We start from the raw sequence: 24,275 nt of genomic DNA, 5'->3' as shown, positions 1-24,275 counted from the left end.
ACAGCTGCCGTATTCACCTGTGACTGAGCCCTGCGGATGGCTACATTTTTTCGAGAACGCCTTTAATGACCTTGGTGAGCTTAGGCTCAGCAATAGAAGCGGCTTCGATAATTTCTTCCAGAACAACCGGTTGCAGGGATTCCGGGAAACACTCGTCGGTTACGGCTGAAATACCGAAGACTTCCATTTTCATGTGCACCGCAGCAATCACTTCCGGAACCGTGCTCATCCCGACAACATCTGCACCAATGAGGCGCAGAAAACGGTACTCGGCACGTGTTTCAAGGTTCGGGCCAGGCACTGCAACATATACACCTTGCTGCATTTTAATATTTTGTGCGAGCGCGACTTCTTCTGCAAGTTTAATCAGGCGGTTGCTGTACGGTTCACTCATGTCCGGAAAGCGGTCTCCGAGATCGTTATCGTTCGGACCGATAAGGGGGTTCAGACCGAGCATATTGATGTGATCCGTAATACACATGATGTCCCCACGGCGATAGAGCGGGTTCATGCCGCCGGCTGCATTGGAGACGAGCAGCGCACGGGCGCCAAGCGCTTGGGCAACGCGTACAGGAAAGGCAATTTCCTGCATGCTATAGCCTTCATAGTAATGAAAGCGCCCCTGCATAAGCACAACTTTTTTACCCCCAAGGGTACCAAACAACAGTTTGCCGGAGTGTGACTCAACCGTAGATACAGGAAAGTGCGGGATATCCTGATAACCGATGGTTAGTTCGGTATCAAGCTCACGGGCGAGGTTTCCGAGACCGGTACCAAGTATAATCAGTACTTCCGGTTTGAAATCAGTTTTGGAACGAATAAAATCCAGGGCTTCGGATCTCTTGGCCCGAAAGCTTTCAATGGTGTCGAATGTCATTGTATGTGTATTAGATAAATGAGGAAAAAAATTTAGTCAAGTTCTTCAATCAGGTCGTCTATATCTTCGGTGCCGGGTGCCGTTTTACCGCTTTCGGCAGCTGATGGCGCTTTTTTACCTGAAACGGGAAGGGGTTCTGAAGCCCCGTCGCTGCCCGGAAGCTGATAAATACTCTGTCCGTCTTTCTGAAAACTGTCCAGCGATTTTTGCGCAATATCGAGATAGGATCCCATTCCGCGAATAATTTCTTCCCGCCGCTCAAGCAGGGTGATAATGCTCTGGCGAATATGCTGTTTTTGCTGACGTGCTTCTTTGATAATCTGTTCGGCATCAATTTCAGCTTTCTGCAGCTTGTTTTTGGCGTCTCTGCGGGCATTTTCCAATTTTTGCTCCGCATTTTCGCGCGCTGTCTGCAGGGTTTCATGCAGCGTAGCTTCTATGCGCTGATAATGACTCAGTTTGTCATTTACTTCACGAACATCGCGCTCGAGCGATTTTATTTTTGTGACCTGATGTTCCCACTCATTGGCAAGCATGCTGAGAAACGCATTTACTTCGGCAGGGTCGTACCCCCTAAGAGATTTTGTAAAGGTGCGCTGTTTAATTTCGAGGGCGGTAATAGTCATGGCGGCTGCGAAGATGAGTGGGTTTCGGATTGTGCAGGTAAATATTCAGTATAAACCAACCTACGGCGTATTTCAAATAAAAAGACCCGGCACTTTCAAAAAGTACCAGGTCTTTTAAGTTAACGAATTACGGGGATTAAGTCACGATTTTAGCTGATTACGCAGCTTGCTTCGTCCGGTGTCGTGTTGCTTATCTGAAAGGTTAACAGGGGTATCTTCCGAAAAGTCAGCTTCAATTTTTCTTTCCTTGCTGACTTTTTTTTCAACCTGAGATACGGCGCGGTCCAGGATTACACCGTCTTCACTTACAATCTCTTCCAGCGCCTGCAGCCGCAGCTCTGTCCGCTCCATAAAAGCTTTGAGTTCTTTGACTTCTTTGCTGTTCTGATGGGCATACTTTCGGTCAATCCGGTAGCGTATCAGTTTTGACCCTGTGTAAATCAGATAAAACAGAGGCCCAAAAACAAAGGCGAATAATATAAAGGGGACAATAATTTCTTCGCTAAACATAACAATGGATGGTTTTGGGTGCGTGTGAAGCGTTTTAAAAAAGCGGAAGCTCTGTCTTGACCTGTCAAGTTAGTCACCGCGCTGTTTGGCGCGTGCGAGCTCATTAACGAGGCGCTGATTGGCTCGTGCAGGTTCTTCCGGCTCTTTGTAGAAGCTGGTATTGCGGGCGCGGTCCTGAAAATTATCCGGATCTGAGACCGCAATTATTTCGAGGTTTTCAATCCGCTTCTCGAGCTTTTTAATGGTCTCGTTCAGCTCGTTCATTTTTTTGTCGTTACCACTGAAACGGGCTTTGTTCTTCTGATTTTTGCTGTACACATCAGCGAGAACAGTTACTACAACAATAATGACGATGGCGGTCCAGAGTCCCATGGCAGAATATTTTTTAGAAATTAAACCATGATGAGGCATCATGGCAGATTGATGAAGAAATGGCATGTGTAGTTACACCCATTGCCATCTTTCTACGGCTGTAATGTTAATCCGTTTCAGCGTAATCAGGTTTAAGATACTAAACCTGATGCTAACCCGCATGATACACGATCACGCACTTATTGAAAGATATCCTTTTGTTTACCTTTTGCTTACATCAAAAATAATCGCTTCTAAGCGGGTTACGCGGTCAGCGGTACATGAACACTTGCTGTAAACCGCGTCAGGCAATCAGCATGGAAATGCCGTTGATGATAAACTGGACGCCAATGCAAAGCGCAATAAAGCCCATCATGCGTGTGAGGGCCGTCATGCCGGTTTTACCCAAAACCTTAATCAGCTGCGGCGCAACATACAGCACGCCATATACAGCAACGGCAACGAGGACAATAGCGGCAAAAACCACAAAAGCATCGATTACACCGGTCGTTTGTGAACCAAAGCCAAGCACGACCGCAATACTGCCGGGCCCGGACAGCAAGGGCATGGCCAGCGGACTAAAGGAAATATCGGGCTTATTCTGACTTTCCTGTTCATCTTCCGGGGTGATTTTTCGGCCGCCTTCAGCCGGGTTAAGCAGGGAGTAGGCAAAGCGCATAATCATCAGGCCGCCCGCAATCCGGATACCTTCAATACTAATCCCAAAAAAGCTGATGATATACTGTCCGCCAAATAAGAAAGCCCCGAGAATGATGACCATGTATATGGCACCCCAGCGGGCCTGCCTGTTCCTTTCCTGATTGGAAAGATCCTGCGTGAGCGCCAGAAATACGGGCATGGCCGTAAACGGGTTCACTATCGAAAAAATGGAAATAAAGGTCGTGAGTAAAAAACCGACAGATAGCAAGTAAGTCCTTTTTTGAGAATGGATACAAAAGAAAAAACCGGTCGACGGGACCGGTTCGGTGATGATGTATCCAAATATACGATCTTTTCAGCTGGATTATCAGGTTCAGCTAAGAGGCAGATAACGATAAACTACCCAGAAGTGGGCGAAGGTACCCCCCATTACAAACAGGTGCCAGATCTCGTGAAAGCCGAAGGTGCCCGGCCAGGGATCAGGACGCTTCAGTCCATATACAACAGCTCCGATGGTATAAGATAATCCGCCCGCAATAATCCAGTTGCCGGCAGCCGCGCTCAGGTTGGTGAAGGCGTAAGGCAGCACAAGCAAACCAAGCCAACCCATCCCCAGATAAAGTGCGATGGAGAGCCAGGCGGGTGCGTGAAGCCAAAAAAGTTTGAAAACCATACCGGCAAAAGCAATCCCCCAAATCACACCCAGAAAAATCCAGCGCAGGCTGCCTTCAATCAGGAGCATGGTGAACGGGGTGAAGGTTCCGGCGATGAAAAAGTAGATCATCACATGATCAAATTTGCGCAGGGCTTTGGTGATTTGCTCGCTGGCATCAAACATGTGATAAAGCGTGCTTGCAAGGTACATCAGGAACATGGTGCCGCCAAAAATGCCGAATGCCACAGCTTCGATGGGTGCATTTGCCGTCAAAAGCATCAGCACGAGACCGATGACTGCAAAAAAAGCCCCGCCCATGTGGGTGAGACAGCTCACGGGGTCTTTAATTTTTAGGATGAGGTTCTTCATACAACAGGCAAAAGGGGCGTTACTGGAGTTTTTCGTATTCAGAGATATGGCTGGGGTCAAGATCAGCCAGAAGGTTGAAAGCTTCCAAACGTGCAGAAAGTTCAGCATCGAGGAAGGCAGCGGTGAATTCCCGGTTTTTGGTAGAAAACAACAGGTCGAAAAGGTAGCGCTCGGTCGTTTGCCGGCGGGTTTCCTGCAGAAGGGTTAAAGCATCCATAATATGCTCACGCGCACGGTCGGGGTTGAGGGTGAACTGATCCAGCCCGAGGCGATGGTAGCTGTAAAGTGCGCGCCTGAAGCCTTCGTAATTCGGATTATTGAGGAGGGTGATGAGGCCGTTCCGGTTTCGTCGGGTTCCCATGGAGCTCCATCCGGAAGCGCCCGGCGTTGACTGTGCAACGTTCAGAATGTTCTCGGCTCTCCGCAGAAACGGACTCCCGCCCAGCTCCGAAAAAGAATCATAGTCGTACGCAAGGATGATAAACATGTAGAAGTCAATTACCGAAGCAATGTCATCATACTGCATATCATCACGGATGATGTTGCGGTTCCGTGTGAAGTTAAAGCGCCAGGAGTTATCGTTAATTAAGACCAGGGGTGTCTTGGCGAGCGTGTTGTAAATCGGACGACTCGACTGCACGATCAGGTTTGCGTCGAAATTGGCGTTGTTATCGGCGTTTGTGAGGGTAATGCGGATATTAACTTCTATGCGCTCGTCTTCAAGAAATGTGTCGTCGGTCCAGCGGGTGTCGTTTACGTACTCTTCAATTAAGGTGCGAAGCTCATTCAGGTAATCGTAATCAGAGGTGCTGATCTGACTTGTATTTAGCTCAACACGGGCATGGATTTCCTGAGCTGAAGCCACAGTATGCATGGTCGTTGAGAAGACAAAGAACAGAATCAGGGATGGCAGGAATTTCACGGGAGTACTTGCTTAACGGAACAAAGAATCAATAAAAAAGCGGCCCAATGCAGAGAAAAAGGTGTAAGGATTTTCGCTTATTGCTATCAATGGGGCATGAATCAAAGATAAGCTTTCGCAACGTAAGCATCTATGGAAAAGTATTGTCTCCTATCGGTGAGCGGCCGGCCGCTGATGTTCCGGCTCTGTGTTGTATGTTTTTTCTGTGTGATGATGGTGACCGGGTTAGCATCCGGCTCACAGGCACAAACCGTGCTGGGTGCCCGGCAGCTTGCTATGGGACAGGCCGTAACAGCCGTCGGGGATGACAGCTGGGCGGTATTCGGTAACCCGGCCCTACTTGCAGGCACAGACAATGCCGTATCATTTTACGGGATCCGGAATTACGGATTTGCAGAACTTACGGATCAGGCGCTGGCGGCTACGGTGCAGCTTCGGGGCGTTACGCTTGGCGGCGGACTGCACACGTTTGGAGACGACCTTTACCGTGAAACCCGTGTGCGGGCCGGTCTGGGCTACGCGCAGGCGGGTGTTTCTGCGGGACTGATCGTCAACTATACCCATTTGCACATCAAACGCTACGGATCGGCGGGCACCCCTACTATCGACGCGGGACTTGCATGGCAGCTTGTGCCCGAGCTCAAACTTGGTGCCCGCGTACTCAATCTTAACCGAGGTTCAGTTGGTAAGGCGCGGGAAGAGCTTGCGCGTGAGCTGGCCATCGGACTGGCGTATGAGCTGGCCGAACGGGTAAAGCTTGCTGCCGACGCTGTGAAGGATGTCCGGTTTCCGCTTGCATTCAGAGCGGGTCTTGAAATTCCGGTTTGGGAATCGCTTCAGCTCAGGGGCGGCATCACAACAGCGCCGCAGACCTTCTCTGCCGGGGCAGGCTTCGCAACATCATTGGTATCGGTCAACTTCGTCGCGCAGCAACACTACGCGCTGGGCTGGAGTCCGGGTCTTGATCTCACCATCTTTTTCTGAGGCAGGTAATGAGACTGAAAAAATGGCATGACCGGAGACTGCGCACTTCGCTCAAAACAGCAATTGCCGCCCTTTTATGCTTCTTTGGGATGAGTGAGACGGCCCTTGCCCGGCAGCATACGGCAGCTGATTCTGTACGTACCGTTGAGCGGGAGCTGGAGCGCCTGCTGGAAGACCGTGAGGCAGAAGAAGACGCAGAAGGGGCCGAAGAGCTGGCCGTTTTCCTGCTCGACCTGGCAGCCAATCCCATAAACCTGAACCGGGCTTCCTTACCTGAACTTAGTCAGCTGCCGGGTATATCACCGGTTCAGGCGCAGGCGATCATCAGCCTGCGGGAGCAAAAGCCTATCGAACAGCCCGAAGAACTGCTGCAAATACGTGGTATTGGCACCGTCACCCTTGAGCGCATAAGGCCCTACATTACGGTAGGAGAAAGCGGCGAGCTCACCCGCATGCTGCTCACCAATGCCGGTTTCTGGACGCATCGCGGGCGCTTCGAATACATCAGCCGGGGGCAGCGGGTGCTGCAGACGCAGACCGGATTCACCCCGCCCGCATTTGAAGGACAGACGCGGTATGCCGGAGACCCCTGGCGCATCTATCAGCGCTTTAACTACCGGAGCCGGCATCTCTCGCTCAATCTTACACAGCTGAAGGCACCGGGCGAGCCGATCAGCGGACCGCATGATTTCGATTTTAACTCGTGGCACGCGGGCATCCAAAATGTGGGGATGGTGCAGCGCCTGGTTGTGGGTGATTACGGGATTTGGGCCGGTCAGGGGCTTGTGCTGCATACCGGACTGGGTTTTGGTAAAAGCCGCGATGTGACCGGCGGGCCGCTTCGGGGCGAGCGTGGTCTCGCCCCGTATCAGTCGAGTGAACAAACCCGGTTTATGCGGGGTATCGCAGCTACGGTCGGCAGACGGTTTCAGGTAACGGGCTTTTACTCGAACCGACCGCTGAGTGCAACCGTCGTTTCTGAAGACACTATCCGCTTTCCATCGGCAAGCGGGCTGCACCGTACCCCAAGCGAGCGGGCGCGCCGCAACAATACGCAGCTCGAAATGGGCGGGGCAAGGCTGACCTACACCGGGCGCTACGGGATGATTGGCGCAACCGGGTACCGTGCGGTTTACAACCGGCACATTGTACCGGGTACGGCGGTGTACAATCGCTATGATTTTGAAGGCAGGCACGCTTCCGTTGCAGGTGCGGACTACCGGCTGCTGCTCGGGCAGGCCTTTGTGTTCGGTGAGGTCGCAAGAAGCGAAAATGGCGGCACTGGACTCATCAGCGGGATACAGCTGCCGGTTGATGACCGCACAGATCTTACGCTGATTTACCGAAACTACAGCCGGGACTTTCAGTCGCTGTATGGCTCAGGGTTTGGGGAGCTAAGCGGAAGGCCCCGCAATGAGACCGGCTTCTACACCGGCCTGCGTCACGAGCTGAGTCGAATACTGACCTTGTCTGCGTATTACGACCGTTTCCGCTTCCCTGCCCCGCGATTTGGTACGACGCAGCGAACTGCGGGGTACGATTTACTGGGGCAGGTTGATTTCACCTTTAGCCGTCAGTTTTCAGCCTACGTGACGGTCAGGAGCAAGGTGCGGGAAAACGATTTCGAACTTTCCGACCCTTTTGGCCGCGCGGTTGTAGTGATGGGGCAGGACGCCCGAACGTCTGTGCGGGCGGAAACCGAAGTGCAGGTACTGTCGGCACTTCGGCTGCGCACACGGGCGGAGTGGGTGCGCGCCCGCAACCGCGATGTCCCGGCTGCGGATTACGGGGTAATGCTGTTTCAGGACATACGCTGGCTGCCGCTGCCCGGTCTCACGGTTGACCTGCGGATGGCCGTTTTCGAGACGGATAGTTTCGCTTCGCGTGTTTTTATGTTTGAAAACGACTTGTTGTACGTGTTTTCAAATACCATGCTTTCAGGTACGGGTCAGCGGGCTTACGTGCTGCTGCGCTACGCAACAGGCAACCGTCTTGATTTCTGGTTCAAATATGCCGCAACGGTGTATGAAGACCGCAGTTTTACCGGCAGCGGACTTACAGAAGCTCCCGGGAATCTGCGTTCACAAATCGGGCTTCAGATGCGTGTTCGCATGTGAGTTGTGAATCATACGAGGCAACAAGAGGCGAAACCCAAACCAAAAAGCAAGGGACCTATCTTAGCCCGCATTATTCACAATCAAACAGTATTTATTTGCTAAATGTAAGTTTAAATTTGGCTTAGCGAAAGACACTGGCGGCCCGGATTTGAGTGTGGTGTAAAGACTGCGAAATTTCCCCGCTGGCTGCGTTGAAGCTGAAAACTCATGCTCAGGGTACTTAGGTACCCTTCCGCTGAGTTTTCAGCTTCGCCTTGCCAGCAAGAAAATTTCTTGGTGAATAATGCGGGTTAGGTTTGGGGGCGCTGATCTTCTGCGAAAGACCGTGATGTTCACGGGGTTTTCCCCAAAAAAAACGAAAAGCGTATCCGCGAAAAATCAGAACAGGGGACTGAGTTTGGCGCAAATGGCTTCGAGTACCCGCTGATCGTGCGCATCCATTGCGGCGAGGGTGTTTGAGTCGATGTCAAGCTGGGCCACAAATTCACCGTTTTTCAGGATGGGCACTACGATTTCACTTTTAACGTGAATGTTGCAGGAAAGGTAATTATCCTGAGCATGAACATCTTCTACCACAAAGGTTTCGAGCGATTCTGCGACCTGCCCGCAAATGCCTTTCCCGAACGGGATACGGGTATGATCGGTAGCTTCCCCTACATAAGGACCAAGATAGAGCTCGCGGGGCACTTCAGGATCAGCAATGTAGAAGCCGACCCAATCGTAAACCGGTACCGTACTGCTGAGTAGCCTGCATATTTCATAAAGTATGGTATCCCGGTCGCTGTGGGTGGCAAGGATGGTGTCAACCTGTGCAGGAAGGTTGTCCAAAACAGATTTGTCGTAGGCCATGAACGAATTGAAATGCGTTGAGATGAGTAGTTTAATGATGGTGGAAGGGCTTTAAACACGCAAATGAATTACAATAATTCTTCCGTAAGCTCACGCCCGTATTTCTGATAGAGTACGCCCATAACAGCATCATGGAACTGTTCGCGGTTTATGGGCTTGGTAATGAAGCCGGTCATGCCGGCTTTTTTAGTCTGAGCCTGTTCTTCGTTGGTCACACCTGCGGTAAGGGCAAAGACCGGACATTCCGGCCAGTTGTTTTCGCGCTCTAATGCTCTGATGGCTTTACTGGCTTCGTAACCATCCATCACGGGCATTTGCAGGTCCATAAGAACGAGGTCCGGTCTGGATCGCTCAAATTCTTCAACGGCGACTTCACCGTTTTCAGCGGTTATTATGCTGGCCGGGATGTTGCCCAGCGACTTTTTGCACAGAATTGTGGCTAATTTGAGATTGATATTATTATCATCAACGAGCAATATGGTAATAGGTGAAAGTTGCTCCATTTTGGGTATACCCGATTTATTCACTTTGATATTGTTGGTCGGCAGCGTTTCATGGTTTTCTATGCTGCCGGTTCTTGGTGGCTTCTGATTTTCGCTGCTTTTCTTTTTTTCCTGCGGGGAGGGGGTTTCGGTATCCGTCTGCAGATCTGCTTCAAAACTGGAAATAATCTCTTTGAGCGGACGGAAATGCACCGGCCGTGACAGGCGGTCGCAACTGAGCTCCGTTTTCTCCTGAATATGGTCGGCCAATTCACTCAGGTCCTGATCTATATGGTGTATCAGCACAATCCCGCTAAGACCCGAATGCGTTTTTTTAAGCTTTTGTATAAAACTGATGACATCTTCCTTGTGGTTCCAAAGGGCGGAATCAAGGACGAGAAGAGAAGGCTTGCCGGGGTTCTCAAAGCGGGCTTCCGGATTGAGGGTATCTGCCTGCAGGGTATGCGGAATACCCAGAAGCTCCAGATAGCTGGCTGTAATTTCGGCTTCACGCACATGTTGCATTACTATCATAGCCTGCTCAATACGTTTTGCAGGCGCTGGAGCGGAAAGCATGTTTTCTGGTGCGGCAACTTCAAGGGGCAGGGTAAAGAAAAAACGGCTGCCCTGGCCGACGGTACTCTCTACTTCGAGTGCTCCGCCCATTTTCTCGATCAGAGATTTTGTAATGGAAAGTCCCAGACCGGTTCCGCCGTACTTCCGGGTTGTTGAAATATCTGCCTGTGTGAAAGGGGTGAAAATGCGCCGGAGGTTTTCGGGGGAAATGCCAATACCGGTATCGCTGATCAGAAAACGAATGTGTGCGAAATCTCCTTTTTCAGCTTCATCCATAAGGGTTACATGAAGCTCTACGGCACCCTGCTCGGTAAATTTAAGCGCATTGCCTACAAGGTTGATCAGGATTTGCCGCATACGCAGGGGGTCTCCCTTTATCTGTTCCGGCAGATTGGGATCATATACCAAATAAACGGGGATATTTTTGCCTGCGGTAGAGTAGCTGACGATCTGAAGGGTGCTGTAGCATAGTTTTTCCAGACTAAAAGTTTCCTGCTCGAGTTCAAGCTTACCGGCTTCAATTTTGGAGAAATCGAGAATATGGTTTACCAGCTGGGTGAGCGCATGGGCCGAGTTGGTTACGTAATCGATATACTCCTGCTGTACCTGCGTAAGCTGTGTATCTTTCAGAAGGCCAAGAAATCCGATAATACCATTGAGAGGGGTTCGTATTTCGTGACTCATGTTAGCCAAAAACAGGCTTTTGGCTTCATTAGCCCGAACCGCTTCTTCTTTGGCCGCTTCAAGCTCCTTGTTTTTGAAATCAATCTCGCGGGTTCGTGTCTGAACCGCTACTTCAAGCTGCTGCTTTGACTTTCTGAGCCGCTGCGTATAAATGTAGGTTGAAGCATAGATGATTATCAAAATCCCTATGAGATATAACAGGACATAACCCGGCCGGAAGTACCAGGGTGGCAGTACCGTAAAGGCAATATTGAGCGGCTCACTCCAACTGTAAGCACCTGACTGCAAAGCGCGCACATTTACGGTGTAGTTGCCGGTTGAAAGCTGTGAAATATTCACAAAAGCCTGTCTGTCGAGCCCCTGCCATGCTCCCTGACCAATCCGGTACTCATAGACAATATTTCGTGCCGGAAACATCAGGCTCCTGAACTGCAGGGTGAGCAGGGCATTGTAAGGAATCCTATTGGCGGCGTCGAGGTCAAAAACACCAAATTCATCACTAACAAGGGCTGCCGTTAACACAGGGGTGGCCGTTTGATTAATTTCGAAGCGGCTAATAAGAGCGGCGATACCCGAGGAGGTAGCTGACCATAAGTTGCCCTCAAGGGTAGTTGTAAAACCGCGGTATGCGTTGGTACGGGAGGGAAGGCCGGCATTGAACTCATTGAAGCTAATCAAAATACCATCTTCTTCCCGGTATGCCAGAATGCCGCGGTCTGTTCCCATCCACAGTATGCCGTCTTTGAGCAGTATGCTTTTGATGTATTCGCTGTCGGCAGCCGGATCAATTTCTTTCATTTCCAAAGTTGCCGAATCCCTGTGGAAAACCCCTACCCCCTGATTGGTGCCAAGGAGAATGTTCCCGTCCGGCAGAAAGCACATATCGTTGATCAGAAAGGTTTCCGATGCAATCCGGCGGCCTGTTTTCTCTTTGATTTCAACCGGGACAAAGCGGTCAGTTGGTTTATCATGCCGGTACAGTTTGTGATCACCACTGCTGCCGGCAAAGATGATTCCGTCAGGTGCCTGACGAATGACGTTGACGAACTGATCTAGTCCCCGGTTTTCATCATAAACATGTCTCGAAAAATCAGGGCTGATTCTGCTTATACCTGCGGCATTGTACTGCGTGTACCAGAAGTCACCATCGGGGGTACGCATGCTGAAAAAAACAGAATTCTCGAACTCGCGGTCAAAATAGATCATCTCCGCATCATTTTGCGCTGCACCGTGTGCCATGAAATACACACGACCTCTTGATGTGGCAAACAAGACGCCGGCTTCATTGGCTGTAACGGTGAGAATATCATCGTTCAGCGGATTGATGAATATTTCTTCAACAGCGTAATAGCTGCCTAACAGGCTTATCCGGTACACCTTGGAGGCGTCCGTCATAAAAAATACATCTTCATGGGGATGACGGGAGAGCGCCTGTACGTAAAAGCGGTCCTGATTGACAGGTACCCGCACAAAATCGGTTTGAAATAAAAACGCAACACCTTCATCAGTAGCAATCCAAACACCGGAGCCCGGTACAGGGTGTATGTCATTGACAGAGTTGAGTTCGAAAGCATCCATCTCCATCACATTAGCGATCCCTTCGGGTGTAACCTCCACCTGAAGCAGGCCGGTTTCCCTGCTGTTCCATCCGGCTACCCAAATTATGTTTTCCGCGGCAGCTACAATTTTAGAAATGAGGGGGGTATCTAACAGCTTGCTGATTTCAAAACGGACAGGTGTGCTCTGGTTCTCTCCGTACAACGTGCGAAGTGCGTAAAGGCCGTTATTAGTGCCTGCCCAAACAAGACCGCTAATGGGTTCGAAGATAAGTGTGCTCACGGTACCAATTTCTTCTGACTCCGGAATGAGGTCAATGGTATCCGTTTCGGTATTGAGGTAAAAAAGAGCTCCCTGCTGCGAGGAGATAATAATGGTGCCCTGCTGATCCTGCGCAAACTCAAAAGAGCGAATAAAGCTTGAGGTACGGTATGCATCCGGCAGTATGTAGCGGGTGAGCTCTCCGTCTTTGAGATAGGCGACAGAATAAACCTCACCAATCCATAAACGCCCTTCGCGATCTTCAAAAAGGGATTTAGGGTAATTTACCGTTTGGGCTGAAGGGCTGCCGCTGCCGCGCATGACCACAGACAGCTCAAGATGCTGTGTATCGTGATGCTCAATTTTGGAAATCCCCGCATCATGGATTATGAGCAGATCGCCGTTGGCCCGCTCATAAAATCCTTTCGGGTAGGCATTCACCAAAACATCATCGTAATGAACAAAATCCACCCCATCATAGCGTGCGATTCCGGAGTCGGTAGCAAACCAGACAAACCCCTGCTGATCGGTTATTACCCCTTTTGTGAGATTGTTCGGCAAACCTTCCTGTGTCTGATAGGTGCTGATACGGTATTCATTATGCCGGACAAGTTCCGGCTGCTGCCCATAACTATGGGATGCAGCTAATATCAGCAAATAAATAAGCAGCAAGGAGGTTTTAAGCATTGGTAAACCAAGCAGATCAGACGGGAGCTGAACCTGCACTTTTGAGTGGTAAAGCAGCACGGATAATTAGTATAGAGTAAACCAATTTAAGAAATCTTTCTCTTTATATGGTCAGAATCCGTAGGTCTTGGTATGGGCATATTCGGAAAAGCGCTTAAAGTCTCCCAGCCGGTTTTGGCGGGCAAGGTCGCTTACCGGGTCATCAAGCTCGTTGGTAAGCGCAGCGTGCCAGGCCAATGCAGTCTCGTGCTGTCCCTGTTTTTTCATGGTCTTCATAAAACGCTCCCAAATCAGAAAATGCTCGCGGGCATCCGTCAGAAATACATCCGGAGTGAGTTCCGGACAGAAAGCGTCATTCCCATCTTGTGCGCAGTGCCAGACAAGCCAGGGTTTAATTTCAGCGGAAAGATAATGCGGCGCTGCTGTTTCGGGCGTGTAGAGTACCGTGAGCAGCTGTTCACGCAGCCCAGGGTTAGTGCGAAGGCGTACTGACTGCGCTTGCTGCTGAAATGTTTCCAGCAGCTTCACCCCTTCAGCTTCTTCCCCGCTTAGAAAAAAAGCATCGGCTGCGAACAGCCGCAGGCGTGAAGGGAGGTCTTCCGGTGGACGTGCACAGCCCTGAAACAGCGCTAACAGTTCTTCAGGCTGCGCATGTCCGGCGCGCATCAAAAGGTCTGCGCGAAGCAATGAAAGGGAATTGAAATCACAGAAGCGGCGGTCAGATTGCTGAGCGGCTAAAAATGCCAGTGCTTCCGCGTGCCGGTTCTCAGCGGTAAGAGCGCGTACCTGACGAAGTACCGGGTAATCAGGGCCGGGATGAAAGTTGCACGGCTGCTGCGTAATGCCCGGCGCACTGAATATTTGGCCTGAAACGGCAAACTGAAGCGCGTCCGTCGGGATGGTACTCAGGTGTGCATGCCAGCCATCAACAAGCTCATCAAAAGGTTGTTCGCAAGCCCGGCTGATCCGACCGCTGCGATAGGCCAGCTTCATGGCATCCGCACCGCAGTGCTGCCACAGCCAGCCGGTGAAAGAACCGGCAATGGTGTAGCTAAGATTGCTGTCCAGCGCATAGAAGCCGGTCAGGCTCATCAGCCGGCGCATATAACGATGATCCGGAAACTCCGGCTGTGCTGCAACAAGCTGATCGCCGGTGCCGCGGTGATCCCGCTCTGTTTCAAAAGCGGTAGCAAGCCCTTCAACCAGCGCAATCACAGGGCTCGCATTGATTACCGGTGCACCAAACTCCCGCGACAATACATGCACAAGCTCATGCCTGAGCACACGTTCGGCAGCCTGCCAGTGGATATGCATCTGCGGCTTCCCAAGCCATACCGGTACATAAACCGTGCCCCCTGCCCCGGTAAGTGCCTTTTTCTGCCACTCATGCCGGTACAAATAGCTGTGCACTTTCGGAAAACTGCTCGGTTCGAGCGCCAGCAGTTCAGCGAGCTCAGCGATGTGAAAATCATGCCAGGCAGCCAGCCACTCAATTTCGGTTTCGGGTATATGCCGGTCATAGTATATGATAGCATGGGCTGTTTCAAGCTTGCCGCCGAGCTGCTGCTGAATCCAGGTTTCATTGTGCAAAATGCCAGCCCGCGAAAGGTTGAAATAGCTCAGCATGAGGCTGGCAACCAGCAGCAGAACCGGCAGGCGCAGGTTTTTGCGGTTTTTCCAGTGCGGCATAAGCCAAAGCAGCGCGACCCAGCAGAGGGTGATGTAGCGGAAAAAGACCAGCGACGGGCGAAGCTCAACAACATCATCATAAACAGGTCCCGGCCAGAAACCCCAGACGTGGTTGTGGTAGAAGACGGCAGGATAATTAAAAAACTCCCACACAAAAATACCAAGCGAGACCACAAGCAGCATGCTAACCGCCCAAAACCGCGGACGTTTGCTGTGCATGGCCATATACCGCCCTACCGCAAAACCAAGCAGTACAGAAGGACCCGGAATAAGGAGCCAGTACAGCAGACCATCCCCCGAAAAACAACTCCGCCAGAGTGCGCCGGCAAGCAGGGGCAGCAAGGGGGTAAGAAAAATGAGCAGCAGCCAGAAGGCCTCCCGAAGTCCGGCAGCGGGCGTGTTTCTGTAGGAGCGGCCGCCCGCGATAATGGCGCCCGTGAATGCACCCGCAAGTCCGGTCAGCCCGGCAGAGAGGAAATGGACTTCCCGCAACAGGGGGATCCAGCTCAGAATAAAGCCGCAGAGAAGTGCGGCTGCAAAAGCTTTAAACCGGTAGGGAGGCATGCGCCGGTTAGTTAAGGCAGCATCTGTGGTATCAGAAGGCTACTTTTTGAACATGGTGGAAAGAACAAACCAGATGTTTTCTTTCCGTTCTTTCAGCCGACGGGTAAAGTAAGGGAACCACATGGTGCCATAGGGCACATAAACCCGCACATTGTAGCCTTCAGCCGCAAGCGATTTGCAGGTGTCCAGACGCATGCCGTACAGCATCTGAAATTCAAAGCGGCTCTGCCCTATGCCTTTTTGCTGCGTGTATTCTTTTACCCAGCTGATCAGTTTATCGTCGTGGGTTGCAATGCGCGGGTACACGGTTTTATCAAAAAGCACTTTCAGATACTCTTTGTAGGCCTCACGGATGGCGTCCATTTTTTGCAGTGCCAAACGTTCCGGTTCATTGTAGGCACCTTTGCACAGGCGTATATCTGCCCCTAAAGCTGAGAGCTCATCAATATCATCTTTGGTGCGGTGCAGGTAGGCCTGAATTACAATGCCCACATGCTTGCCGTATTTCCTGAAAGCTTCTTTAAAAAGATCAATGGTGAGCTGTGTGTAATCAGTGCCTTCCATGTCTATGCGGATAAACTGATCGTATTTGACGGCAGCATCAAGCAACTTAAACAGGTTGTCGCGGCAGTAATCCCGGTCGATATCCAACCCAAGCATGGTGAGCTTTATCGATATGGTAGAATCGATCTTTTGTTCATGTATCCCCTCGAGCAATTCGATATAATGCTGAAGGGTTTCATCGGCCATTGTGCGATCGGTTACATTCTCACCGAGCAAGTCAAGGGTTACTTTAATACCGTACTCATTAAGGTCAGCAACTTTGGGTACAGCCTGATTGAGTGATTCTCCGGCAACAAATCGCTTTGCAACAGCAAATGGAAGTTTCATAATACGCCTGACAGTCGAAAAATGGTGGTAAATTTAAAAAGTGTTTCAGTTCAGCTCGGTTCAGCTGTGCATGAGACAGGGTTGTATTTGGGTTTCTGAGAGACGGATTCAAGTGCTGCAAAAGTACTTCGTTTCGCTACAACTGCCAGAAAGCCCCCTCAAAATGACGCACAACCGGATCAGCTTCGGGTGAACTTAAAATTACGGAAATAATATCGAATCTTACGGGTGCACCGTCCATTTTTCGTTCATAAAGCCAGGCGCCGGCAGCCTTATGCAGCGAGCGCTTTTTCTCATCGGTAACCGCATCCTCAGGCTCACTGAAATGATTGGAAGACCGTGTTTTAACCTCTACAAAAATAATTTGCCGCCCGTTGTAGGCGATGATATCCACCTCGGCTTTTTCGAAATGATAGTTTCGTTCTAAAATCCGGATATCGTTTTTTTCGAGCCAGGCAACAGCAATGTCTTCGCCTTTTTGGCCGAGTTCAAGGTGTGCGGGAAGATTCTGTTTTGTCAATGGATAGTACGTAGGATTTGGTGCTCAGTAAAACTGATCTGAAAGCCTGAAAACCGGCTCAGGGGTAAGCGTGTTGTCTGTAAGACAGCATTGCAAAGAAACACAGAAATATGGACACGTGAATTCATATTCCCGGATCAAAACTTCAGAGCCGCTAACTATTTTGATGACCCTGCAAGTTCCCGCTTACGCCTTGCGACCTCAGCGGCCTTTTGCCTGCGTTCCTGCTCAAGCTGCTGCTCCTGTGCCTGCTGCATGTTATACACTTTTGCCATCTCCACAATCCCTTTAATCTGTTCGGTGTTTTTTTCAGAGATATAGGGCAGTATGGCTTCTGAAAAATCATTAAAGAGTGCCAGAAAGCTGAGAAACCCCTCAAGCCGGTTCTTGAAGTGCTCCGTCTTACTATCTTCCTCTTTACCCTCCTGCAGGATATCCAAACAGCGGGTAAGGGTTTTTTTTAGGGGATATATTTCCCGTTTCTGCCGCTCAGCGATAATCCGTGCAGCGGTCGTCCACAGGTCCTTTTCAGCGGAAAAAAAATCTTTACGGTTCCCGGCAAGGTTTACTTTGTGCACAAGCCCCCACTGTATAAGGTTACGCACATTCATGTTTGCATTGCCGCGACTGATGTTCAGCTCTTTCATGATGGTGTCTGTATCCATCGGTTCGGGCTCGGCAAACAACAGCGCGTAAATCTGAGACATCGTTTTGTTAATGCCCCACTCTGAAGCCATCTCACCCCAGTAGGTGATAAATAATTCAAGGGCGTTTTGATACTCCCTGGTTCGCTCGTTGGCGCTCATAAAATTCGGGTCTTTACATGATGGGGTATAACTTGCAGAGTAATCTAAAATAGGGATTATCGCCCTATTTTTAAAAAAAACAGCACTTCCATCCCGCTTGCACTGCAGCGCATACGACCTGTTTTGCGGCTGTACAATAAGCAAAGCACCAAAAAGATGAACCATGTACAGGCGCTTAAGGGCTCAAAAACCCCGTACCACAACCAAATATTTCTGAAAGGAATAACAACTGCGACTAAAGTCAACAGCGAGAAAGCGTCTCCTGAAAACCAGATATTAAGCTATTTGTACTGCACTACAGTGCACGCCATACGTGCCTGAAACAATCTAAAAAGGCCCGCACACAACAGCCGGCTTCACACCAGGGTGCACCGGGTCCGTAAGCCCGCCAATCAGATGTTCATCATCGCCTAACAGCACATCCGCAATCTGCCCGCTGTACCGCACCGCCGTTTCTTTCATCATACCCATCATGGGCCATCCCCAGAGTGCTGACACAAAAATCCCGTCCTGTTCAAAATGCGGATCCGTGAGATAGGTACACTCCACCACCGGCTCAACCGGGCTGCGGTTCGTCGCGCTTCCGCCAATCAGATCGATCAGCACGCTGCCTTTGCGCATAACCTCCCGCAAATGACGGTTGCTCACCAGAAAGTTCTTCCCCCTTAGTTCCACCGGCTGTTCAGCTCCGTTGATAACCACATCAGAGCGCTTCAGCCAGGTTTCAATGCGGTCTTTTTTGGTATGAAAGCGCCCGAGAATATTCACCTTACGCACCCCCTGCCGGTAACACTCATGGATTGCCCCCATCCCCACATTGCCATACCCGAGTACGGTAGCCTCCGCATCCCTTGCCGCTTTCTGCAGCGGACTCACCTCCTTCAACAGCCTGAAGCCGTAGCGTGCACCCGCCATTCCTGTTTCATGCAAACACTGAATCCGTCGAAGCCCGTAAAGAGCCGGTGCATGTACACTTTTATAATAGCGCAGGGCCGCCTTTCCTTTTTCAGAGCGAAACTTTCCCACATCAAAGAGAAGCGCATTCTCAGGCTTCATCCGCGCCGCAATCTCAACCGTTTCGGGAAAGGCTGTGGAATCAATTACAAACAAACCATGCCGCACGGCGCCTACCTTTTCCGAACGCGCCTGATCGGGCTGCAGCAACGACATCGAATGCGGATTCTGATTGGCAAAGCGCCGGATCATCCCCTGCATGCCGTCCCGGTAACCGAGAATGTAGATATTGAGCAAATTGTGCATGTTTCGCCGGATGGATGTCTCCAGACAGGCATCTGCGGCCATACGCCCGATGATTTCCTCATCCTTGCGGCGTTTGGGCGCTTCCACGATATGCTCCATCGCAATAACGGTAATCCGGTGCGCCTCCAGTAACTTCGCCCGCTCCGGAAAAGAGTGAAAATGCGCCATGCAAAACAGCGTGCAGCCCGGCCGCATCAGCGGGATGTGCTCAAGGGCGGGCCCCTTAAACTTGATGAGCAAATCCTTGTCGCGGTAAATCTCGTCCGTCGATTGGATCGAAGCCCCGGCCTTCACATAATCGGCATCCTTAAAGCCAACGCCTTCACCGGCCCCGGCCTCCACAAAAACGCTGCAACCGGCCTGTGTCAGCTTTTTCACGTCTTTAGGAATCAGCGCTACCCGCTTTTCAAGCGATCCGGGGTTTTCAGGAGATTCATTTTCCCTGGCCAGGCCAATAACACGATAATGCAGCGAAGAAAAAGGCATAGTAAAGTCGAATACAGTTTACAGGTAAGGATAAATCACGCGCCGAAAAGATAACTGAGTTTTCAGAGTCTGCAAGTACGATTTACATTTCATAAACAGCCCGGGAAAATGCCACAGCGCATCCTTCGCAGATCCGGTTCGGACTTATGCGGCCTGAGCCCTGCGGCATAGCCATTTCAGTCATTATTTTTTTTGGGGGGAAACTCCGTGAACATCACGGTCTTTCGTGGCAGATTAGCGTTCCCAAATCATAATTTGAATCCCTTGCTTTTTGGTACCGGAATACGCTATGCTGTTGATCCTCAACACATAACGATTTCTCCGCTCAAGTGGTTTAGGAACCCATGACTGCGATCCCAATCTCTGACCCGTCACCGAAGCGCACCGTTTTCTTCCAGGACCTCGGGTTTCGGCCTTATGCCCCGGTGTGGGACCTTCAGAAAAAACTGCAACAGGAGCTGATCGACCGCAAAATCAGCCGGGAAATGTCGGTGCAACGAAATGACGCTGCCCTTGGCGGCTATCTGTTGTTTGTTGAGCACCCGCATGTGTACACCCTTGGCAAAAGCGGCAGTCCGCACCATTTGCTGGCTTCGCCCGATTTCCTGGCACAGATTCAGGCCGAGTTTGTGCCCATCGACCGCGGGGGCGACATCACCTATCACGGACCGGGGCAGCTCGTCGGCTACCCGATTCTGGACCTCGACCTGTTTTTCACCGACATCGGGCGCTATCTTCGCACCCTCGAAGAAGCCGTAATCCGATTGCTTGCCGGCTTCGGCATTGAAGCGGGCCGCGAAGCCGGATATACCGGTGTGTGGGTAAACGGCGCCAAAATCTGTGCCATGGGCCTGAAGTGCTCCCGCTGGGTAACCATGCACGGATTTGCGCTGAATGTAAACACCGACCTCTCGTATTTCAGCCATATTGTGCCCTGCGGCATAGCCGATAAACCGGTTACGAGCATGCAGAATTTGCTGGGCCATGTGGTTGACCCGCAGCAAGTAAAGCACCAAATGAGAGCGCAGATCAGTCAGCTTTTCGGGATCAGGCTGCAGGATGGTCTGCCTGTGCAGGTGTAAAAAGCTTGCCCGAACATGCGGAATCCTTGTCATGAAGCCTTAATTTCAGCCAAAATTAACTATCCGTTCAAAACCGCAAAACCCAAAACCGATACATGAGTTGCGCAACACAGGCCTCAGCCGCCCAAACTTTCTCATCCAAAAACAGCGCAGTAGCCGGACGCCGTCCGGAGTGGCTGCGCGTGAAACTTCCTTCAGGACCCAAGTTTAAGGAAGTCAGCGACACCATTCGCACGCATTCTCTCAACACCGTTTGTGCGGAAGCCCGCTGCCCCAACATGGGCGAGTGCTGGGGCGCCGGCACAGCGACCTTCATGATCCTCGGCGATGTGTGCACCCGCTCCTGCGGGTTCTGCGCCATCAAAACCGGACGTCCCGTGCAGGGCCTCGACTGGGATGAACCCAATCGTGTGGCCAATGCCGCCAAGCTGATGGGCCTGAAACACGTCGTCATCACCTCTGTAAACCGCGACGAGCGCAAGGACGGCGGTGCCCCCATCTTCGCAGAAACCATCAAACGGTTGCGGGAAGAAATTCCGGGCGTTACCGTGGAAGTCCTCATCCCTGACTTCCGTGGCGTTTGGGACGCCCTCGAGTACGTGATCGAAGCCCGGCCCGAAGTGCTTAACCACAACCTCGAAACGGTACCCCGCCTCTACAAACAGGTGCGTCCGCAGGCCCGCTACGACCGCTCTCTCGAGCTCCTCAAAATCTGCCATGACCGCGGGCTGCGTACCAAGACCGGCATCATGGTCGGCCTCGGCGAAACCCCTGCCGAAGTCTTTGAAGTGATGGACGACCTCGTGGACGCCGAGCTGAACGTGATGACCATCGGGCAGTACATGCAGCCCACGAAAATGCACCTCGATGTACAGGAGTGGGTGCACCCCGATGTGTTTGCGACCTACAAGGAAATCGGGGAAGCCAAAGGCATTGAGCACGTGGAAAGCGGACCGCTTGTGCGCTCCTCGTATCATGCCGAGCGCCATCTCTGAGACGCACGCCGCCGGAATTTGCCGGCATCCAAATTTTTGCTGTTAATCAAGCCTGTGTATTGGTATCATTGCGCTGGTGATACCCGTGCACAGGCGTCCGGCTTCCCGCCGGGATGCGACATCGGGCCCTGCGGGGCTTTTTTTGTTTCAGGATGACGGACTTCCGGGCGGAAGGCCGGTTCACGGGCAGGTCACCATCCACCGAAACCAACCAATAAGGGATTTGTGATGAATGTGTTTTTCTGGGTCGTGCTCGGCTATCTGATTCTGCTGATGTCGGTTTCCATCGTGAAAAGCTTCGCAATTAAGAGTCAGGAAGACTTCATGGTCGCCGGGCGCTCGGTGCCGACCTACAAACTCGTAGCAACGCTGCTCTGCACCTGGATCGGCTCCGGAAGCCTGCTCGCCGGTGCCGGACTCGCCGCGCAGGTGGGCCTCTCCGAGCTGTGGATGGCAGCCGGGGCCTGGATTGGCATCATTCTCGTTTTCTTTCTGGCGGGACGGGTCCGCCGCATTTCGCAATACACCGTGCCCGACATCCTTGAGCTGCGCTACAACAAATGGGCGCGCATCCTCGGCACCATCGTGATCGTGATTGCCTACACGACCATTGTGGGCTATCAGTTCCGGGGCGGCGCTTTCGTGCTGGAGCTGGTCGCCGGGGTACCGCAGTGGCAGGGCGTGCTGCTTACCGCGGCCTTCATCATTCTCTTCACGGCCTTTGCGGGCATGCTCTCCATTGTCTCGGTCGATATCATCAACGGGACCATCATCACCTTTGCCGTTCTGCTTGCGGTGCCCCTGGTGTTTTTTAACCTCGGCGGGATGGAGTACGTGAGTACCGAGCTTGATCCCAGCCTGTTCACTGTTTTCGGCGATCACAACTTTCTCTGGGCGATGGGCGTGTTCCTGCCCACTTTTCTGCTGCTGATGGGCGAGTCGAACATGTACCAGAAGTTTTTCTCCGCCCGCAACGAGACCGCCGCCAAACACGCCGTAATCTGGTGGGTGATCGGCACCATCGTGGTAGAGACCGCCATCGCGACCCTCGCGATTCTCGCGTTCAGCCACTTCAACAGCCTGAGTCCGGACTCCCTCTATCACCTCGCGGTGGAGAACTCCGAACAGATCATCCTGCACACGGCCCGTTTCGGTACGGAAGTCGGCATCCCGATTGCGGGTGGACTGCTGCTGATTTGCGCGGCTGTTGCCATCATCACCTCGACCGGCAACAGCTTTTTGCTGGCCCCTTCAACCAACATCACCCGCGACATTTATCAGCGCTTTGTCAACCCACAGGCCTCCGAGAAGCGGATTGTCGTATTTCAGCGCATCACCGTGCTTGTGCTGGGTGTGTGTGCCTACTTCATGCTCACGCAGTTCGATACCATTCTCGCGATGGCCTTCACAGCCTACACCATGATCGGGGCGGGTCTTACACCCGCGCTGCTTGCGGCCTTCCTGTGGAAGCGCGTCACAACCGCAGGCGGCGTAGCCTCCATCGCGACGGGCATGGCGGTGACCCTGCTCATCACCGTACTCAACAGCGTGCTCGCCGAACCCCTGCTCGATACCGCCTACATCGTGCTGCCCTCCGCCGGAGCCTCCATCCTTGCCCTGATTGTCGTCTCTCTGCTCACACAACCCGACCCCGAAGAAAAATGGCGCCCCTTCTACACCGAAAGCGGCACCCTGGAGGACGCGATAGAAGAACAGCAGCTGAAGTAGGTTGTAATAACTCCCGTGTGTTTATGTAGATACTATTTTTGAAAATAAACCCAAGACCATAAAAGTCTCACGCCATGCCAAAGAAAAAAACCTGGTCCGAAAAATTAAAGGAAGCCAAAGTGCCTCAAATCAAGCAGCTTGATAAAGCTTTTGCTGACATGCCCGAAGGATGTGTGATGCTGATTGCAACGCCCCAAATCATTGATGAGTACGTCAGGGGTATAGCATTTGGAAAGCGGGTTGATACCAAAACCATGCGCCGAGATCTCGCTCAACAATTTGAAGCAGAATACACTTGTCCGGTTACGACCGGTATTTTTCTGCGTATCGTTGCTCGTTGCTGAAGCAAGCTTTGAAAACCTTCATCAGGGTGCAAGCCTTAGTGAAATTACGCCTTTTGGGCGGGTGATTGAGCCGGGTAGCCCTCTTGCAAAAAAGCTTAGTTTTGGTCCTGAATTTATCATGGAGCAAATCCAGGCCGAGACTGCGTGATCGTTTGATTTCAGCATAATCCGAATTCCTTACTTGGTTAGCGCAACCAATCAGACAATTCTCTGGATTAAGCCATGTTTATTCAGGTTGGTTTGGCAGGTAGCGCCAACATCCCCAAAAAAACCACGGAACACTCCGCCGATTTGGGATCTCTCACAAGCACGAAACCCAGTGATGTGCACGGAGTTCATCCCAAAAAGAAAAAGGCAGCCATCCCTAATCAGGAAGCTGCCTTTTTACCTGAAACCGTGTTTCAAAGATAGCGGCGAATGCGCCTTGACCAATTATTCGGCTTTCGCAGGAGTCGTTGCGGCAGCCGGAGTATCGGTCATGGTGTCAGCGCTTGCCGGGGATGGCTCTGACGCGGACTTGCTGGCTTTGGGCTTGGGCTTGTAATCAGTGTTGTAGAAGCCGCTGCCCTTATAAATCACGCCGGTGCCGCCGAAAATGGCGCGTCTGACTTTTTGACCCGTTTGCGGACACTCGGTGAGCGGGGCGTCCGACATTTTTTGCAGCCACTCAAAGCGGCTGCCGTCTTCGCGAATGTATTCGTAGGTTGGCATAGCAAAAACTGAAAAGAATGATGAAGGTGGGT

At 51.7% G+C, this 24,275-nt stretch carries 22 protein-coding genes; 7 read left to right on the top strand and 15 right to left on the bottom strand.

Features of this window, described 5'->3' with window-relative positions:
• Positions 1–40: 40 nt before the first annotated feature.
• The 7 genes from CYPRO_RS01640 to porD form a co-directional block, all read right to left on the bottom strand.
• Positions 41–877: a purine-nucleoside phosphorylase gene (locus tag CYPRO_RS01640; RefSeq protein WP_114982905.1), complete on the bottom strand. Its 837-nt coding sequence runs from the start codon at positions 875–877 to the stop codon at positions 41–43.
• 32 nt (positions 878–909) lie between these two features.
• Positions 910–1,503 carry a DivIVA domain-containing protein gene (locus CYPRO_RS01635; protein WP_114982904.1) on the bottom strand — a complete coding sequence of 198 codons (594 nt, stop codon included), beginning with the start codon at positions 1,501–1,503 and terminating at the stop codon, positions 910–912.
• A 141-nt stretch (positions 1,504–1,644) separates the two neighbouring features.
• The gene (locus CYPRO_RS01630; RefSeq protein ID WP_114982903.1) at positions 1,645–2,013 is read right to left on the bottom strand and encodes a hypothetical protein; all 369 of its coding nucleotides are present in this window, start codon (positions 2,011–2,013) and stop codon (positions 1,645–1,647) included.
• 69 nt (positions 2,014–2,082) lie between these two features.
• A complete protein-coding gene (locus CYPRO_RS01625) occupies positions 2,083–2,385 on the bottom strand; it encodes a hypothetical protein (RefSeq protein ID WP_114982902.1) in 303 nt (100 codons plus the stop codon).
• Between the two features lie 283 nt (positions 2,386–2,668).
• The gene (locus CYPRO_RS01620) at positions 2,669–3,292 is read right to left on the bottom strand and encodes a MarC family NAAT transporter (RefSeq protein WP_240644807.1); all 624 of its coding nucleotides are present in this window, start codon (positions 3,290–3,292) and stop codon (positions 2,669–2,671) included.
• A gap of 105 nt (positions 3,293–3,397) precedes the next feature.
• Complete coding sequence (gene trhA / locus CYPRO_RS01615; RefSeq protein WP_164682442.1) at positions 3,398–4,048, bottom strand: PAQR family membrane homeostasis protein TrhA; 651 nt, start codon at positions 4,046–4,048, stop codon at positions 3,398–3,400.
• A gap of 19 nt (positions 4,049–4,067) precedes the next feature.
• The gene (gene porD / locus CYPRO_RS01610) at positions 4,068–4,970 is read right to left on the bottom strand and encodes a type IX secretion system protein PorD (RefSeq protein ID WP_114982899.1); all 903 of its coding nucleotides are present in this window, start codon (positions 4,968–4,970) and stop codon (positions 4,068–4,070) included.
• Between the two features lie 132 nt (positions 4,971–5,102).
• Between porD and CYPRO_RS01605 the strand changes: the two genes are divergently transcribed.
• A complete protein-coding gene (locus CYPRO_RS01605; protein ID WP_124245481.1) occupies positions 5,103–5,954 on the top strand; it encodes a PorV/PorQ family protein in 852 nt (283 codons plus the stop codon).
• 8 nt (positions 5,955–5,962) lie between these two features.
• A complete protein-coding gene (locus CYPRO_RS01600; RefSeq protein ID WP_114982897.1) occupies positions 5,963–8,071 on the top strand; it encodes a ComEA family DNA-binding protein in 2,109 nt (702 codons plus the stop codon).
• A gap of 378 nt (positions 8,072–8,449) precedes the next feature.
• Here the strand turns inward: CYPRO_RS01600 and CYPRO_RS01595 are convergent, their stop codons facing one another.
• The 7 genes from CYPRO_RS01595 to CYPRO_RS01565 form a co-directional block, all read right to left on the bottom strand.
• Positions 8,450–8,920 carry a GAF domain-containing protein gene (locus CYPRO_RS01595; RefSeq protein WP_114982896.1) on the bottom strand — a complete coding sequence of 157 codons (471 nt, stop codon included), beginning with the start codon at positions 8,918–8,920 and terminating at the stop codon, positions 8,450–8,452.
• Between the two features lie 68 nt (positions 8,921–8,988).
• Positions 8,989–13,167 carry a hybrid sensor histidine kinase/response regulator gene (locus CYPRO_RS01590; RefSeq protein WP_114982895.1) on the bottom strand — a complete coding sequence of 1,393 codons (4,179 nt, stop codon included), beginning with the start codon at positions 13,165–13,167 and terminating at the stop codon, positions 8,989–8,991.
• 111 nt (positions 13,168–13,278) lie between these two features.
• Complete coding sequence (locus tag CYPRO_RS01585; protein WP_114982894.1) at positions 13,279–15,420, bottom strand: hypothetical protein; 2,142 nt, start codon at positions 15,418–15,420, stop codon at positions 13,279–13,281.
• Positions 15,421–15,459: 39 nt separating this feature from the next.
• A complete protein-coding gene (locus CYPRO_RS01580) occupies positions 15,460–16,311 on the bottom strand; it encodes a proline dehydrogenase family protein (protein ID WP_114982893.1) in 852 nt (283 codons plus the stop codon).
• Between the two features lie 136 nt (positions 16,312–16,447).
• Positions 16,448–16,831 (bottom strand): YraN family protein, encoded by a 384-nt coding sequence (locus CYPRO_RS01575; protein ID WP_114982892.1) that lies wholly within the window; start codon positions 16,829–16,831, stop codon positions 16,448–16,450.
• A 158-nt stretch (positions 16,832–16,989) separates the two neighbouring features.
• Positions 16,990–17,637: a GbsR/MarR family transcriptional regulator gene (locus CYPRO_RS01570; RefSeq protein WP_205730340.1), complete on the bottom strand. Its 648-nt coding sequence runs from the start codon at positions 17,635–17,637 to the stop codon at positions 16,990–16,992.
• Positions 17,638–17,964: 327 nt separating this feature from the next.
• Positions 17,965–19,383, bottom strand: coding sequence for an alanine dehydrogenase (locus CYPRO_RS01565; protein WP_114982891.1), 1,419 nt, complete (start codon positions 19,381–19,383; stop codon positions 17,965–17,967).
• Between the two features lie 344 nt (positions 19,384–19,727).
• On the opposite strand from CYPRO_RS01565, the gene lipB reads away from it, so the two are divergent.
• From lipB to CYPRO_RS01540, 5 genes are all read left to right on the top strand, one after another.
• Positions 19,728–20,465, top strand: a complete 738-nt coding sequence (gene lipB / locus CYPRO_RS01560) for a lipoyl(octanoyl) transferase LipB (protein ID WP_114982890.1) — start codon at positions 19,728–19,730, stop codon at positions 20,463–20,465.
• A 95-nt stretch (positions 20,466–20,560) separates the two neighbouring features.
• A complete protein-coding gene (gene lipA, locus CYPRO_RS01555; protein ID WP_114982889.1) occupies positions 20,561–21,460 on the top strand; it encodes a lipoyl synthase in 900 nt (299 codons plus the stop codon).
• Positions 21,461–21,688: 228 nt separating this feature from the next.
• Positions 21,689–23,188 carry a sodium:solute symporter family protein gene (locus CYPRO_RS01550; protein WP_114982888.1) on the top strand — a complete coding sequence of 500 codons (1,500 nt, stop codon included), beginning with the start codon at positions 21,689–21,691 and terminating at the stop codon, positions 23,186–23,188.
• Positions 23,189–23,262: 74 nt separating this feature from the next.
• Positions 23,263–23,532 carry a hypothetical protein gene (locus CYPRO_RS16690; RefSeq protein ID WP_240644806.1) on the top strand — a complete coding sequence of 90 codons (270 nt, stop codon included), beginning with the start codon at positions 23,263–23,265 and terminating at the stop codon, positions 23,530–23,532.
• Positions 23,533–23,754: 222 nt separating this feature from the next.
• A complete protein-coding gene (locus CYPRO_RS01540) occupies positions 23,755–23,943 on the top strand; it encodes a hypothetical protein (protein WP_114982887.1) in 189 nt (62 codons plus the stop codon).
• Between the two features lie 21 nt (positions 23,944–23,964).
• Here CYPRO_RS01540 and CYPRO_RS01535 read toward each other — a convergent pair whose 3' ends face one another.
• Positions 23,965–24,243: an FmdB family zinc ribbon protein gene (locus tag CYPRO_RS01535; RefSeq protein WP_114982886.1), complete on the bottom strand. Its 279-nt coding sequence runs from the start codon at positions 24,241–24,243 to the stop codon at positions 23,965–23,967.
• Positions 24,244–24,275: the final 32 nt, after the last annotated feature.

This window comes from Cyclonatronum proteinivorum, from assembly GCF_003353065.1.
Taxonomy (GTDB): domain Bacteria; phylum Bacteroidota; class Rhodothermia; order Balneolales; family Cyclonatronaceae; genus Cyclonatronum; species Cyclonatronum proteinivorum.
The sequence above is the reverse complement of the archived record's forward strand: the minus strand, read 5'-3'. Positions and strand labels throughout refer to the sequence as shown.